The sequence below is a fragment of the Methanobacterium sp. genome, from assembly GCA_012838205.1.
GTDB lineage: Archaea > Methanobacteriota > Methanobacteria > Methanobacteriales > Methanobacteriaceae > Methanobacterium.
In genome coordinates this window covers 32501-47664 of sequence record DUPR01000022.1, presented here as the reverse complement: position 1 = coordinate 47664, position 15164 = coordinate 32501, and the positions used below count along the sequence as shown (strand labels likewise).

The 15164-nt window shown below is 34.9% G+C and carries 17 protein-coding genes (1 of these 17 cut by a window edge); 12 read left to right on the top strand and 5 right to left on the bottom strand.

The window, feature by feature from the left end:
* On the bottom strand, positions 1–525 hold the full coding sequence (locus GXZ72_03215; protein HHT18550.1) for a pyruvate ferredoxin oxidoreductase subunit gamma: 525 nt from the start codon (positions 523–525) through the stop codon (positions 1–3).
* Between the two features lie 341 nt (positions 526–866).
* Between GXZ72_03215 and GXZ72_03210 the strand changes: the two genes are divergently transcribed.
* The 9 genes from GXZ72_03210 (at position 867) to GXZ72_03170 (ending at position 8164) form a co-directional block, all read left to right on the top strand.
* Positions 867–2444 (top strand): dihydropteroate synthase-like protein, encoded by a 1578-nt coding sequence (locus tag GXZ72_03210; protein ID HHT18549.1) that lies wholly within the window; start codon positions 867–869, stop codon positions 2442–2444.
* A 116-nt stretch (positions 2445–2560) separates the two neighbouring features.
* Positions 2561–3481 carry a TIGR00269 family protein gene (locus GXZ72_03205; GenBank protein HHT18548.1) on the top strand — a complete coding sequence of 307 codons (921 nt, stop codon included), beginning with the start codon at positions 2561–2563 and terminating at the stop codon, positions 3479–3481.
* Positions 3482–3587: 106 nt separating this feature from the next.
* Positions 3588–3788 carry a MoaD/ThiS family protein gene (locus tag GXZ72_03200; protein ID HHT18547.1) on the top strand — a complete coding sequence of 67 codons (201 nt, stop codon included), beginning with the start codon at positions 3588–3590 and terminating at the stop codon, positions 3786–3788.
* A gap of 21 nt (positions 3789–3809) precedes the next feature.
* Positions 3810–4829, top strand: a complete 1020-nt coding sequence (locus tag GXZ72_03195; protein ID HHT18546.1) for a site-2 protease family protein — start codon at positions 3810–3812, stop codon at positions 4827–4829.
* A 34-nt stretch (positions 4830–4863) separates the two neighbouring features.
* On the top strand, positions 4864–5727 hold the full coding sequence (locus tag GXZ72_03190; protein ID HHT18545.1) for a DUF89 family protein: 864 nt from the start codon (positions 4864–4866) through the stop codon (positions 5725–5727).
* A gap of 139 nt (positions 5728–5866) precedes the next feature.
* Complete coding sequence (locus GXZ72_03185) at positions 5867–6244, top strand: thioredoxin fold domain-containing protein (GenBank protein HHT18544.1); 378 nt, start codon at positions 5867–5869, stop codon at positions 6242–6244.
* Positions 6245–6311: 67 nt separating this feature from the next.
* Complete coding sequence (locus tag GXZ72_03180) at positions 6312–6935, top strand: cytochrome c biogenesis protein CcdA (GenBank protein HHT18543.1); 624 nt, start codon at positions 6312–6314, stop codon at positions 6933–6935.
* Between the two features lie 44 nt (positions 6936–6979).
* Positions 6980–7810 carry an NAD(P)-dependent oxidoreductase gene (locus GXZ72_03175; GenBank protein HHT18542.1) on the top strand — a complete coding sequence of 277 codons (831 nt, stop codon included), beginning with the start codon at positions 6980–6982 and terminating at the stop codon, positions 7808–7810.
* Positions 7811–7945: 135 nt separating this feature from the next.
* The gene (locus GXZ72_03170; GenBank protein HHT18541.1) at positions 7946–8164 is read left to right on the top strand and encodes a hypothetical protein; all 219 of its coding nucleotides are present in this window, start codon (positions 7946–7948) and stop codon (positions 8162–8164) included.
* Between the two features lie 68 nt (positions 8165–8232).
* Here the strand turns inward: GXZ72_03170 and GXZ72_03165 are convergent, their stop codons facing one another.
* Positions 8233–9525, bottom strand: coding sequence for an adenylyltransferase/cytidyltransferase family protein (locus GXZ72_03165; protein HHT18540.1), 1293 nt, complete (start codon positions 9523–9525; stop codon positions 8233–8235).
* Positions 9526–9814: 289 nt separating this feature from the next.
* Here GXZ72_03165 and GXZ72_03160 point away from each other — a divergent pair, with 289 nt between their 5' ends.
* On the top strand, positions 9815–10444 hold the full coding sequence (locus tag GXZ72_03160) for a class I SAM-dependent methyltransferase (GenBank protein HHT18539.1): 630 nt from the start codon (positions 9815–9817) through the stop codon (positions 10442–10444).
* A gap of 3 nt (positions 10445–10447) precedes the next feature.
* On the opposite strand, the gene GXZ72_03155 is transcribed toward GXZ72_03160, so the two are convergent.
* Positions 10448–11152 (bottom strand): anaerobic ribonucleoside-triphosphate reductase activating protein, encoded by a 705-nt coding sequence (locus tag GXZ72_03155; GenBank protein HHT18538.1) that lies wholly within the window; start codon positions 11150–11152, stop codon positions 10448–10450.
* 502 nt (positions 11153–11654) lie between these two features.
* On the opposite strand from GXZ72_03155, the gene GXZ72_03150 reads away from it, so the two are divergent.
* Entirely contained in the window at positions 11655–11888 is a 234-nt protein-coding gene (locus tag GXZ72_03150; GenBank protein ID HHT18537.1) for a hypothetical protein, read from the top strand.
* A gap of 184 nt (positions 11889–12072) precedes the next feature.
* Here GXZ72_03150 and GXZ72_03145 read toward each other — a convergent pair whose 3' ends face one another.
* The gene (locus GXZ72_03145) at positions 12073–12900 is read right to left on the bottom strand and encodes an LCP family protein (GenBank protein HHT18536.1); all 828 of its coding nucleotides are present in this window, start codon (positions 12898–12900) and stop codon (positions 12073–12075) included.
* A gap of 229 nt (positions 12901–13129) precedes the next feature.
* Positions 13130–14221: an archaeosine biosynthesis radical SAM protein RaSEA gene (locus GXZ72_03140; GenBank protein ID HHT18535.1), complete on the bottom strand. Its 1092-nt coding sequence runs from the start codon at positions 14219–14221 to the stop codon at positions 13130–13132.
* Positions 14222–14297: 76 nt separating this feature from the next.
* On the opposite strand from GXZ72_03140, the gene GXZ72_03135 reads away from it, so the two are divergent.
* A protein-coding gene (locus GXZ72_03135; GenBank protein HHT18534.1) for a radical SAM protein crosses the window boundary here: on the top strand, positions 14298–15164 show its 5' portion. Its footprint extends 30 nt past the window's final position; the window shows 867 of its 897 coding nt (coding positions 1–867); it begins with the start codon at positions 14298–14300; the stop codon falls past the right edge of the window.

Sequence of the window (15164 nt, the reverse complement as noted above, 5' to 3'; positions counted from 1 at the left end):
TTATTTCACCTTTTCAAAGGCAATTTTAGCTGCTTCAGCATTTTTCTCCCCAATTTTGCCGGGGAAAGTTTCTTTTATAATTTTAATTATTGAATCTAAAGATACTCCGCCAATTACTTTGGCAAAGGATCCTAACATCACTGTATTGACGATGGGCACACCCAGCACATCTAGTGCAATTCCAGTGGCATCAATGGTGTGTACTTCAGCACCACTTAATTCTAAATCATCTTTTGAATTTACAATCACTTTACCTCCTGTTTTAAGGCCAGATAATACATCAACGGCTTCAAGGAGTGTTGCGTCTAATACAAGAACATGATCTGGGTTATAAACTTGATATCTTCTTCTTATGGGTTTATCATGAATTCTGGTAAAAGCCATGACTGGTGCTCCTTTTCGCTCAGCACCGAAAAATGGGAATGCTTGACAGTATTTTCCGTCTTCAAATGCTGCTTTTGCAAGTATTTCTGCGGCAGTAACTGCTCCTTGCCCACCGCGTCCATGAAAGCGAATTTCGATCATAATTTACCTCCATTCCTCATAGTTAATCATTATAAATATACATATTATATATACATGTTGGTGGGAGTTTTTTTTAAAATATATAAAGTTGCATAGTCTATTTTTAAGATTATTTAATCATCATAGAGTATATTAACAAATATAAATTAGATATTTCTTCAATAGTTCATATAACAAGGCTTGAAACATGTTTAATCAAGTGATGTTCTCTTTTTCTAATCATTACATTTCATTTAGTCCAATGATTTTTTTTTCATATAAAAATTTTTTATCTTTATATACTTTTTAAATAATATGAAAGAATAGAATCATTTCCAAAAAAAATGAGTGGGATTACTCTAATGAAAATACTGATTATAACCGGTGAACTTGCAAGCCCCCTTGTACATGATGCTTCACTAAAAACTGATCACGACATCCGCGTGCATGTGGTTAACACACCCATTGCTGCTTTTTTAACACCCCAAAAAATTATTCAGGAATTGAGAACTTTACCAGAGAAGGAATTAAAAACCGTGGACATGATCATTACCCCAGGGCTTATACGTAAAGATATTAGTCCTATTACCAAAGAAATAGGAATACCCGCATATAAAGGATCTACTGACGCAGCTTACTTAGATATTGTCTTGGAAATGGTTGAAAATCTGGATTTATCCACAAAAAAGTCTGCCGACAAACTCATAGAAGAAGAACAACGAAAACGTGCTCTTAAATTTATTTCTGATTTTGAAGAAGATACTAAAAACAGGAAAAAACTCCTTAAAAAACCAGGAAATATATTAGTAGCTGATTTACCGGTGGGTGAAGATTTTCCTATGAGAGTGCTTGCTGAAATAGCCAATGCACCTGTTCTGACTCATGAAAAACTTTTAAAACGAGCAGAGTATTTCGTTAAATCAGGGGCTAATATGGTGGATATTGGAATGATCGCTGGTGAAAACATGGCATCCAAAATACCCCCCATGGTCAAGCTACTTAAAGAGAAATTGGATGTCCCAGTGAGCATAGACACCCTCCAATCTGAAGAAATCAAAGTAGCAATAGATGCCGGTGTTGACATGGTCTTAAGCTTGGACCATGGAAACTATCAAGATGTTTTGCCACTACTTAAGGATAATAAAATACCTGCAGTAATTTTACCAACTGATTACAAAAACGGATGGGTTCCAGAAAGTATTGAAGAACGGGTTAATTCATTAATTGATTTAAAAAAGAAGTGTAATGGGATAGAAGTTATTGCAGACCCTATATTGGATCCAATTAACAGTCGGAGTATGGTAGATTCAATAATTGCTTGTCAAAAATTTAAAGAAGAAGTTAAACCCGATTATTGTCCAATTTTTTTTGGAATTGGAAATGTAACTGAACTTCTAGATGTTGACTCTGTGGGTGTGAACGCCCTTCTTGCAGGGGTATCAATGGAGTTGGGGGCAAGCATTCTTTTCACCCCTGAAGAAAGTGGTAAAACTCTGGGGAGTGTTAAAGAATTGTCAATTTCCTCAAAAATGATGTTTCTTGCCAAAATGCAAGGATCCATACCTAAAGATCTAGGAATAAATCTCCTGGTATTTAAGGATAAACGAAAAGGAGAAGAAATTCAGGAAGAAATTGACGTTCCAACAATAGAAGGAATGGATAACTATGCTTTCACCCAGGATCCTGCAGGTAGCTTTAGGATAAAGCTAGTAGATGGGCAAATCATGGCTGTTCACTACCAAAAAATGCAGCCCACCATTGGTATTTCTGGTCAGAATGCAAAAGAAGTGTACCATGAGATTATTAAAAGAAAACTTGTCTCGAGGGTTGAACATGCTGCTTATCTAGGTCAAGAACTTCAAAAAGCTGAAGACTCCCTTAAACTTGGAAAAAATTATGTTCAGGATTTTCCAATTTTCCAGAAGTTCATGGAGTATTAATAATGCGTATATTGAAACAATGACCAACCATTTATACTACGAAATTATTTTGATATTATATTTAATAAACTTCCCAGTATAAGGGGGCTTATGACTAATACAAGGAGTAAAAATCAATGGAAAACTGCCATAAATGTGGAAACTCTCACACCATCATCAAAAGGAAGCAGTCAGGGCAGATACTTTGCCAGGACTGTTTCGTGGAATCTATACAGGAAAAGGTTTTAAAAGATATTCGCAGGCAAAAACTTATTGAAAAAGGCGACAAAGTTCTTGTTGCCCTATCCGGTGGCAAAGACAGCGTAATGGTTCTTCACATATTAAACAATCTCCGGAATAGGCGAATCATAGACTTGGTGGCCGTAACCATTGATGAGGGAATACGCGGCTATAGAAAGGAAGGAGTGCGTATTGCAGCTCAAAATGCTGATAAACTAGGTATTGAGCACCGAATTGTATCTTTTAAAGAATATGTTGGCCGTTCACTTGATGAAATAATGTCTGATTCAGATGATAGGAATGCTTGCACTTATTGTGGCGTTTTCAGGAGATGGATCCTTAATCAAGTAGCCAGGGAAGAAAACGCTACAAAGATTGCCACTGGCCACAATTTGGATGATGAAACTCAATCCATTCTTATGAATTACTTGGAGGGAAACATCCACAACCTCACCCGTATTGGAATCCGCTCAGAATCCAAGAATGAATGTTTCACTGTAAAAATCAAGCCACTTAGGGAAATTCCTGAGAAAGAAATTGCCACCTATGTGTTGGCATGTAATTTACCGGTTCATCTAGCTAGCTGTCCCTATGCTGGAGATTCTTTCCGTGCAAAGGTAGGTGTTTTTCTCAAAGAAATCAGCAAGGAACATCCTACTATAATGTACTCTACTTTAAGAGGTTTCGATAAAATTAAACCAGTATTAAGAGAAAAATTTTCACAAAAAAGTCCTATGGGAGTTTGCCAGGAATGTAACGAGCCGGCTGCTGATAAAATATGCAAAGCATGTAGTTTTAGATTGTCATGGAATCAGTGAGATGATTTATTTAAATACTACAAGAATAGATTAATTATTTCAATGTGATTGTGGTATGATTACATTGTTGAGTTAACATTCCTTAACTAAATCAGGATTTGAAGATATGCAAGTAACAGTTGTCATTGGAGAAGATGAAAAACAATTGGATATTGATGAAGGAAAAACAGTTAAAGATTTGCTTCAAATGATAGAAATACCTGTAGAAACTGTTGTTGTTAAGAAAAATCATTCAATCATCATTGAAGAAGAAATAATAGAAGATGGGGATTTAATAGAAGTAATTAAAGTAATTTATGGTGGATAAATCAATCCTGGACGTGTTTCAGTGGATGACTTTACTCTAATTGAACAATCAATTTCTCATCATTTTCCTTTAATCGGATTCCATAAAGATGGAATGGGAAAAGAATCCTATTTTTTAGTGGGAAATTATAATCCGGAAAGTTTCCAAGCACTGGCACAAGAACTGGCCAAACATGGTTTCATTCCTTTTATTAATCCAGAAGGCAATTATTATAAAATAAATATTGCCAAAAAGCCGGAAAAGGGCGAATCAAGGATTATTTTTAATATTATTCTTTTCCTAGCCACCATATGCACAACCTTATTTGCAGGGTATATTCTGGGAAAAGGGGACATATGGCAAGCTATTGCATTTTCTGCCTCTTTACTTGGAATTATAGGGGCTCATGAGACGGCCCATTATTTAGCAGCACGTAAACACGGAATAAGTGCTACTTTACCTTATTTTATTCCTGCACCAACTATAATTGGAACTTTTGGGGCTTTAATAAACGTTAAATCTCCAATACCTAATCGAAAAGCATTATTTGATTTAGGATACAGTGGTCCTTTGGCTGGCTTCCTAGTTGCTATCCCGATTATTTTAATTGGTCTGAACTTATCCACATTAGGTGTAAATACTGATACTTCCATGCTTTTTCTACCACCACCTATAATGGAATTACTCACATTTCTGGCAGCTCCAACTGCAAGTGAAGGTCAGATATTACTTCTCCACCCTGTTGCCTTTGCTGGTTGGGTGGGGATTATCGTTACCATGCTAAATCTGATGCCAGTGGCTTATCTAGATGGTGGACACATAGTTAGGTCACTTTTCGGCCAAAATTTTCACAAAATTGTTTCAATTGGAGGGGTAGTGATAACTATCATATTGGGCTGGTATATTATGGCATTACTAATGGGGGTCATTTTCTTTTTTGGAAAAGGACATCCTGGTGCTCAGGACAATATTAGTTCTCTAGATGGTAACCGAAAAATAATAGCCGTTGTAATATTGATAATTTTTATCCTCTGCCTTTCCCCTGCACCTGTTAGCCTTTAATTTCTTAATCATTTAATAATTCTAAGGTGAAATGATGAAAGTACACTACGAATGCGCATCATGCTTTCTCAGACAAGCAAGAGAAGCTCTAGATCTGGCAACTGATGATGAAGATCTAAAAATGAAAGTAACAGAAATGATCAACCAAATTCTCTGTAAAAAATTTAAAAAAGGAGCAGTATCTAATCAGATTGGTACGGAGATACACCGTACTATCAAACGTGAAACTGAAAACCCTGATCCATACCATGATCTACGGGAAATATCAGACCAGATTGCAATTCAATTTCTACCTCGTGTAGAAAAGTTATTGGAAAAAGACAAATCCCTTAAAAATTATCTTAAAGCAGCGATTGCTGGTAATATTCTTGATTTTGGGGCTTTAGGATTAGAAACTGACATTGAAGAACTGGTCATGTCTACTATAGAAAAAGATCTGGCCATTGATCATACACCCCAACTGGAGACTGAACTTCAAAAAGCTAAAACTGTTATTTATCTAGCTGATAATGTGGGTGAGATAGTATTTGATAAGTTATTAATTAAAAAGTTAGATGAATACAATGTTGAAGTAACTGTAGCTCTTAAAAAGTATCCCATTCTCAACGATGCTTGTATGAAGGAAGCATTGGATGTTGGTCTTGATGAAGTAGCAAGATTAACAACCACTGGAACTGATTCCATTGGGGTAATCTATCATGATCTTTCTGATGATTTCAAACAAGAATTCCAGGAAACTGATCTAATTATCGCCAAAGGTTTGGGAAATTATGAAGGCCTTGGTGAAATAGACCTCGGGAAAAAACCTGTCTTCTGCCTATTTAATGCTAAGTGCAAACCAATAGCACGGGAAACCGGTGTTGAAGTTGGAGATAATGTAGTTTTAAAATTAAACTAATTTAACTCCTTTTTCCATATTTTTTATATATTTTGTGGCTGAAATCTATTAAAGTAGATATATTAAATCATAAGTCCAATAAAAGAGTATGAACAAACATTCCATTAGTTTAGTATTAATTTTCATCGGATTACTAATTGTGGCAGTAATTGTTTCGAGTTTAAATAGTGATGAAACAAATAAAGACCCAAAATCGTCTATAAAATGGGACAATGATTATAATCATGCCATTCAAGTAGCAAAAAATACCCACAAGAAGATATTTATTTACTTCTATGCAGATTGGTGCGTATATTGCACACAGATGGATGATCTAACCTATGCATCTTCGGAAGTTAAAGAAAAATTAATGAAAAACTATGTATTGCTAAAACTGGATGTGGATGCAAACCCCCAGTTAAGTCAAAAATATCAAGCTTACAGTCTTCCTACCATAATAATCCTGGATTATAACGGCCGGGAAATAAAGCGGATCATTGGATATCAAAGCCCAGAACAACTATTAACTCAACTATAAATTATAATTTGATGGGACAATTCCTTTCTAATATACTAAAACATTTCAACCGATTTCAGAGGATAAAATGGAAACTAGTTACATACTGTCCTTTTTGGCAGGGATGGCATCAACCATCTCACCATGTGTTCTGCCTCTGATACCAGTTATTGTAGGTTTTTCCATACTCAAAAGAACGACTTTGGAGATAATATCTTTCAATTTAGGATTTTTCTTATTTTTTGCCAGCGTAACTATCCTTACCGCCATATTCACGGCGGCGATAAATTATTATCTATTATATTTCCGAATAACCGCTGCGCTGATCCTGGTGGTAACTGGAATTCTTTTAATTGCCATGAAAAATATGTTTAACTTGCCAACAACCAGCATCTTCAGCAAATCAAACTCTCGTAAAGGCATTTTAGGATCATTTTTAATGGGGTTTTTAACTTGTTTGGCTTGGTCACCATGTTTCGGTCCCTACGTGGTTGCAATAGCAACTTATAGTGCATCAACAGGCGATTTAAGTTTTAGTGTTATTAACATGACCCTTTTTGCCGGGGGATTTTCCTTAACAATATTCATAATGGCTATGTTAATGTCAAAAATCCGTTTTGATTTTATGATAAAGCATTCAGATTGGATTAGGATAATATCTGGAGTAATAATAGCCTCTGCAGGTTTATATATGCTAATGGGTTTTTTATAAAGTATCATATTGCGAATATATCCATGAATTAAGGGGATGATACAATGAAATTAGGTTTTATAGGATTCGGAGAAGTGGCACAAACATTATCTAATGGGTTGATAGACCACGGACTTAAAGTTTTAACGTGTACAGATGGAAGAAGTCATAAATCAGCAGAATCAGCAAAATCAACTGGTGTTTATTTATGTTCAACTTATTCAGAACTTGCAAAATCCTGTGATATATTGTTATCAGCTGTTATCCCTGCTGAAGCAGTAAATGTAGCCAAAAATGTGGGGAAAAATTTTAATGGAATTTATGTGGATTTAAATAATGTATCTCCTGCCACAATAAATGAAGCTTCAACTTACATTGCCGAAGGCTACACTGTTGACGCTGCCATAATGGGCAGCATAAAAAATGGATTAAAAACACCCATAATAGCTTCAGGTCCGCGTGCTGAAATTTTTGCTGAATTAAAGAATTATGGTATGAATATAGAAGTGATTGGCTCACAATTGGGTCAAGCATCTGGTTTGAAGATGCTTCGCAGTGCTTATACTAAAGGTGTTTCAGCCCTTCTTTTTGAATCATTTTATGCTGCTTTTCAGATGGGTTTGGATGAAATTTTATGGCGTTACCTCAGTCAAACTGAAGGATCAAATTTTAAAGACTCATCAGTTTCTCGTCTTAAAAGTAGCACATTACATAGTCATAGACGTGCTCAGGAAATGGAGGAAGTATCCAAATTTCTATCAAAATATGAAGATCCCCTGGTTACTCGTGCTACTAGTGAGTTCTTCCATCACCTTCACGATAAATTGGGTTACATATCAGAAAAACCAACTGATTATAGAGACGTATTTCGGAAATTTAAGAAAAATAGCTTTTAAAGGGGAAAATTAGCTATTGTACAATAGTAATAATTATATAGGATTTATGAAAATAATATACTATATAATAAGGATAGACATCAGCAGTGACATATGAAAACCATTTATTGTGGATTTTAAATGGATTTGGTTCAAATGCCTGATCAAAATCATGTAAAAGAATGTCAGGAGTACATAAAGAAACTTGAAGGTAGAAAAGTGATGAGTTGCTCCTTTAAAGCGTATGAAAACAATTGTTGGCGTTTTTATATTGTCACGGATAAGGGCAAACTGGTGATGACCTTCTGTCCTAACTGGGCTTGTCCAGTGGTGGAACACCATGAAGCTCACCACGATGATGTTCCAGAACACTAAAACGGAAATAAGTTCTTATTTTATTAAATTTTCCATCCACTAAAATGGATGATGATTATCAGCAAACTTCATATCCCTACTTGTAATTTGATTCTCCAACCACTCTTTTTCTTTACAAGTTCTCCTCGAAGGGGAATTACTTGAGAATCAACTAATAATCGCAGATAGGTGGCCATTTTACCCGATAATTTTAAGGGACTTTTAACTTTACGACCAGGGGGTTTCAGCTCACAAGCCAACACACCTCTCTTATCTACATAAAGATGAGCTTCCATCCCTTCTTTTAATGATTCAAGTTCAAAACGTCGAAGATGAAGCCCAGCTTCAAAGGAATATTGTGGCTTATCTTTTGCTCTGGATCCTTTGCGGAATTTTTCATGGGCTTCAGAACTGGTGAGTCCTTTCTCCACCATGGAAGCAACATACCACGCCCTTGCTATAACTTGTCCCATAGTCTGATCAGGAGGGATGATGCCCTGTTTTTCATAGTCAATAATAAGTTCATATATTTCTCTACGGCTAACATCTTCTTCCACACAGCTAAGGGCTAACCTACTCAACACTGGACCGTAACCAGCTTGGCGCAGTGAAGCCCATACTTGATTTTCTGCTTGATACCATCGTCCCTGGATGATATGCTCCACAGCAGAAGCATTTAAATGAGCAATTTTCAGGAGTTCATGGCGGGGGCTGGTGTTCAAACGGTTAAGTACAACTTCAAGGTTCCTTTCACAGGGTATGTTTCCTTCTTCTATCTCATCTTCTAAAATATTAATAGTTGAATCAGGTAGAACTTTTGCCACATTTGGGGTTATCTTTAAATTATTTTCCAGAATCTCTCGACGGATTTGTCTACCTGATATTTTTTCTCCTTTCACTTTACCTTCCGGTATGAAATGAAATTTCATTTTTCGTTTGAATCGCAAGTTAAGAAACTCGTTAACTGCAAACCATCGGATCACATTACGATTAGGTAAGTTGCGAGGAATGCCACTGAAAATACCACGCTTAATGAAACTAGCAGCGTATTTTTTAATCCGAGCAGGGTCGACTTCAGTCGCATCCACATAATCAGTGACACCATCTTGGATCATCAGAGCAATCCTTATGGGAACGGTGTAGGCCATGGTGAGCCTGTGATGCAAGCCTTCAATGGGCACTATCCTATCAGCCCCAGCTTCAAGGGCCATCTTGCTCCTTGCCTCGAATTTGGTGAAAAAAGGGGCGTGATTGGCACTGTAACCTTTGTTAAGGTAAATCACCACTTGAGTATCTTTTTTATCAGCAACTTCTCTGGCTTTCTGGATGAGATCAACATGTCCCAAGTGAACTGGATCAAAATCAGCGCTTATTCCTATCAATTAATGTTCACCTTTTTTTATTTCAAAGCTTATTTAATTCTTCAATTCATGTATTTTATTGTTTAATCATGTAATTGTATCTTTATTTTATAGAAAATATATAATACTTCTAAATTTCTTTTAAAATCGAATAAATTAATCTAATAATTGCCAATTATTTAAAAATATCACTATTTTGGAAGATTATATCTTATTGTATCCTATAAAAAATTATTAACTATCTAAAAAATATCTTATATTATATAAAATTAATCTCAACAGCATTTTATATATTGAAGGAACTGAGAGAATGGAAAAATTTGAACCTTTTGAAAATTATTCACAAAAATACGATGAATGGTTTGATAAAAATAGTTCTATTTATGAATTAGAATTACAAGCAGTTAAAGAGTTGTTACCTGAAAGTGAAAATAGTATTGAGATTGGTGTTGGAAGCGGACGTTTTGCAGCGCCACTTGGTATTAAATTAGGAATTGATCCATCGAAAAAGATGGGCAAACTCGCTGAAAAAAGGGGTATAAAATTTATTGAAGGAGTTGCTGAGTCACTCCCATTCCCTGATTCCCATTTTGATTTTATTTTAATGGTAACTACCATCTGTTTTTTAGATAATATTAGTAAAGCGTTTAAAGAAGCTTATAGGGTGTTAAAACCTGGAGGTTACTTAATTGTTGGTTTTATAAATGCTGAAAGTCCTATGGGAAAAATGTATGAAAAAAATAGAAATGAAAGCACTTTTTATAAAGATGCAAGATTTTACTCAGTAAAAGAGGTTGTTTCATATATGGAAAAGGCTCATTTCAGAGATTTCAGGTTCAAACAGGCAGTATTTAAAGTGGGGGAAAAATTAAAAGATGTTTTTTCTGTGAAAGATGGATATGGGGAAGGATCTTTCATTGTTGTAAGGGGGCATAAATAGGGATTACTTTATAATTTCATCCCCGAATTCACCAGTTTTAATTTTAACATTATCTAAAAAAGGTTTTATTTTATTAGCAATCTTGAGAAGCTCTTTTCGAGTGGTGTTGGGTGTGTTTTGAAGTTTTTCATCTAAAACGGTACGATTTCTAAACTGTTGAATTGTATACAGATCGCAAGTAATTTCTTTGGCGATTTTTTCCATATCTGTTGGATTCATTAGGGATGGCACGTAGGTAGTTCTGCATTCAAGGAAACAATCTGAATCATAGCAAAGTTCCATGCTTTTTTTTACTAAATCACCAACATCATCACCAATGATTTCTTTATATGCATCGAAGGGTGCTTTAACATCTAAGGCAACGTAATCTACCACACCAATAATTTTTTTAAGCTTTTTTGGATAACATCCATTGGTGTCAAGTTTGGTCTTTAAATCATAATCATGACAGCACTCTAATAGTTTTTTGGCATCATCACTCTGCAAGAGAGGTTCACCACCTGTAATAACCACTGCATCAATAAAATCACTTGAATCTTGAATTATCCTATATAACTCTTTTAATGGAATATCTTCCCCTCCATCCACATCGATAAGTTCTGGATTGTGGCAGTAGGAACATAATAGGTTACATCCTGCAGTGAAAAACACAATGGACATATGACCTGGAAATTCCAGAGTTGATGTGATATGGCCTCCAATTCTCATTTTTTCAGCATCCAATTTTAAAATTTAATCCATTGTAGCGTTATATTTTTCATAATGTTTACATTGATTTAACAGCAATAATTTTTTCTAAGGATAAAAAATACAATAATAATAAATATATATTCATAATATGGGTGTCATTATATAAAAAAGATATCAATAAAGTGCTAAATGTATTTATTCAATTGTTACCAAGAAAACTGACGATATATATATGGGTAACGCAGATTTTAAAGTCACATCTAAAGGTAAATATATTATTGGAGAAACAATTTCATTTGAAATTTATTAGGTTAAGTGTACAGTGATAGTTACCTACCAAAATGACAATTATGTAAAAGTAAGTGAGGAAAGTGAATTGAAGATTTTTTTGGTGGAAGGGTCATGTTGAGATTTCTTCCATAAACTTCATACCAGAATTGTGATGATAGCAAAAACGTGAAAAAGGCCCAAATGTTAAACTACTGGATGAGATACATTAATATTATTGGATGGATTTAACATGGCAAGGGATGATGAAGAAGCACTGGAAAGAAAATATGCTGAAGAAGCTTTAAACAGGAAAGCAAAAGCAGGAATACATGCTGATGCTTGTACAACTCCCCTTAAACTGTTTAAACACTATGTTAGAAAGAAACCCCTGATCAAGCAAGTTACATGTAAAAAGTGTGGGAAAATTTTCAAAACAAATCGTGACACTCAGTTATGTTTTAGTTGCGAAAGAAAGAAAAATTGAAATTCGGGTAAATTATATTATTCTGGACTTATCCAAATTTAATTTCATTTATTTCCTGAAATATATTTAAAAAAACAAAAGCAATCCCTATCACTCAATTAGGATTATGTATATCAAATTAATCAACATATTAACTGGTTCCATTTGAATAGGGTTGATTTCCAATCAATCTAAGTACACAAATCTAATCTCTTAATTCTAATTCAGTTATCATTTGTTCTTTAGTTTGGTTATTAGGAATCATGTAAACAATGCCATCAATGGTTGTCCAATTTCCTGAAATAATAGCAGTTTTACTATTATCTAGGTTAAAACCTGAAAAAAACTTTTCTAAAACTGTTATTTCAAGAAGGGGAATATTGGTATGCACATTACTATTTAATTGATTAAGAACCGACGGTGCTTTGGCAAGGTTGTTTGGTTTTAAAAATTCATCTATTATTGCTTTGATTATTTTTTGGTGCCTTATAACTCTTCCAACATCTCCTTGTGAGTCAAACCTGAATCTAGCATAAGCTAAAGTTTGGTCTCCATTTAATTTAGTTAAACCCTTCGCCCCGTTGAGTTGGCTAATTTTTGCAGATTCATTTTCATCAATATCAATATATATTCCACCTATAGTATCCACTATGTTTTTGAATTCTTGAAAATTCACCAAAAGATAATAATCTATTTCAATACCTAAAAATTCCTCTACAGTATTTATGGTCACGTTTAACCCTCCATAGGGATAAGCAGAGTTAATTTTGTCAAGCCCTCTTCCATGAATTTTCACACGGGTATCACGAGGAATTGATAGTAGAGATAGTTTTTTAGTACTTTTATCAATAGAAATAATGGAGATAGAATCAGTATTACCCGGATGTTCCAAATCTCGAGCATCAACACCTAATAACAATATATTTATTTTATCTCCAGTGTCTTTGGTAATCGGCACAACCAATAAAATGAATAAAGCCAGCATAATTATAAAAACAATTATTCCAAAAATTTGCCATTTTTTCATAATCATAAATATCTCCAATTTGGCATATTTTTTAGTTTAGCATTTTTTCAAGTCTGCAAGAACATCATTTTTGTCTGAAAGCGTTAACTGGACATTTATTAACATCCATATTTCCTGGGATTTCCTGCCCAAAACAGTTTCCTTTCTCCTCATCAATTGGTTTATAAAATTTGCATTCACTACATTGGGGCATTATTTCACCATTAAATTCTTTTAATAACATTTTTTTTTAAAATTAACGATTTTTTAGAAGGTTAGTGGTTGACCTGGTCACATCAGAAAATTCAAGATCTGCTTTCCATTTAACCTTACATTCACATTCAAATTCTTCGGGAATGGTTTGATTAATATTAGATTTAATTATTGCATCTTTTAATTTTGAATTACATTTTTTACAATTGAATGGTCCTCTCCTGGTTCCGAAACCAGCAGTATCCATTATTACAGGTATTTTAACAGTGTTTTTAACTTTGCGGATAATTTCTAGTGTACTCCATATCCATGGGGGCTGATATGCACCACGTCTCCATAAAATTTCCATCAGAGTTCCTTTATGAATGGTGGAGGGGCAGAAAGACACCCTACCTACTCCTGCTCTTTCAGCGTACTGGGCTGATTTCACAGCATCATCAATTGCATCTTTTTCAGACGTTAAAATAGGTTTAACAAGTAAATAAGCCTTAACACGCACATCAAAATCAGATTTCAACTGATTTATAACTTCCATGGCTTTTTCAAAATCTTTCCGAGCAAAACCTTTGTTTATTTTGTTGATCCTAATTTCATCATCTGCACTTTCCAGTCCAATGGCCACTTCTAATATTTTACCCGGAATCATAGAACAGCAATCCCTCAGCACATCTTCATTAACATATTCCGGTCTAGATTCAACTACAACTTCTTCAACATCTTCGTATTCATTAATAATTTTTAAAATCTCTTTTTGGGCATTTTTAGGTATTTCTTCCGTGTTTAAGAAGCTGCCAGACACGAAAATCTTAATTGAAGTAGGCACATGAATGTCCTGTTTTTGCATTTGCCTTTGGAAATGTTCTTTGAAGATTTTCACCAATTCTTGGGAAGAAACCTTTTGGAGAGGAGAATCCGCGATGTAACTGCACATACTACAACCTCCCAAACCTGCTAATGCCCATGCACATCCTGGTGTGGGCAGAACTATGAAAATAGACTTGCCAGGTCCGGAATATAGAAGATCATCTCCTGACCAACTGGCTGCCAGTTCGTGTGGGGGTCTTTTATCTACTCTTTTAAGGGCTTTTCTTCGTATTTCAGGAAGCAAGTTACCAAGGGGTTGTGTTGTGTTCATGTGGTTAAAGTTATAGAATCCTAATTAATATATTAATTGTAGCAGAAATTCTTGTGAGATGCCCCTATTATTTTAGGTGAGAGAACTGGTAAGAAAAATTCAAGTTCAATCAGTGTTAAATAAACAGAAATTTGTTGATGATTGGTTTTTATCAAGTTACTCTATAAATCCATATTCCAATTGTTCTTTCAATTGCGTTTACTGTTACACCAGAGGAAGTAAGTATGGTGAACACCAAGTTCCAAGTCTGGCTGCCAAGATAAATGCCCCGGAAGTACTGGTCAGACAACTAAAAACAAGGGCAAGAAAAAGGGAGTATGGTTTCATAGTCTTGGGATCAGCTACCGATCCATATCTTCCTGTGGAAAAAGATTTAAAAATTACCCGGGAACTATTAATGATTATTTTAAGATTCAAATTTCCGATTAACATTCTGACCCGTTCTCCACTTATATTGAGGGATCTGGACCTTTTAAAGAAAATAGGTGAAAAGGCAATAATACCCAAAGAACTTGAAGGAAAAATGGATACTGGAGTGGTACTTTCCTTTTCTTTTTCCACAACTGATGAAAAATTGGCCAGAATATTTGAACCCGGAGTTCCTTCTTTAAAAAAAAGGTTGGACACCATTAAAAAATGTAAAGATGCTGGTTTTACTGTGGGGGCGATCTTCATGCCACTTTTACCATTTTTATCTGATTCTGAAGAACATTTGGATAAAATGTTTAAAGATGTCAAAGAAAATGGTGCAGATTTTGTATTAGCCAGTGGGTTGACTCTTTATGGTGATGGACCGTATGATTGTAAAACCCGTTACTATGAAGTTTTAGAGGAACATTTCCCAGAACTGGTCCCAAAAACCAGGGCGATTTTTGGAAAATCTTCTGCTCCTTCACACAAATATCAAAAACAACTTTACCAACGGTTTTTGGGGTTATGTCGT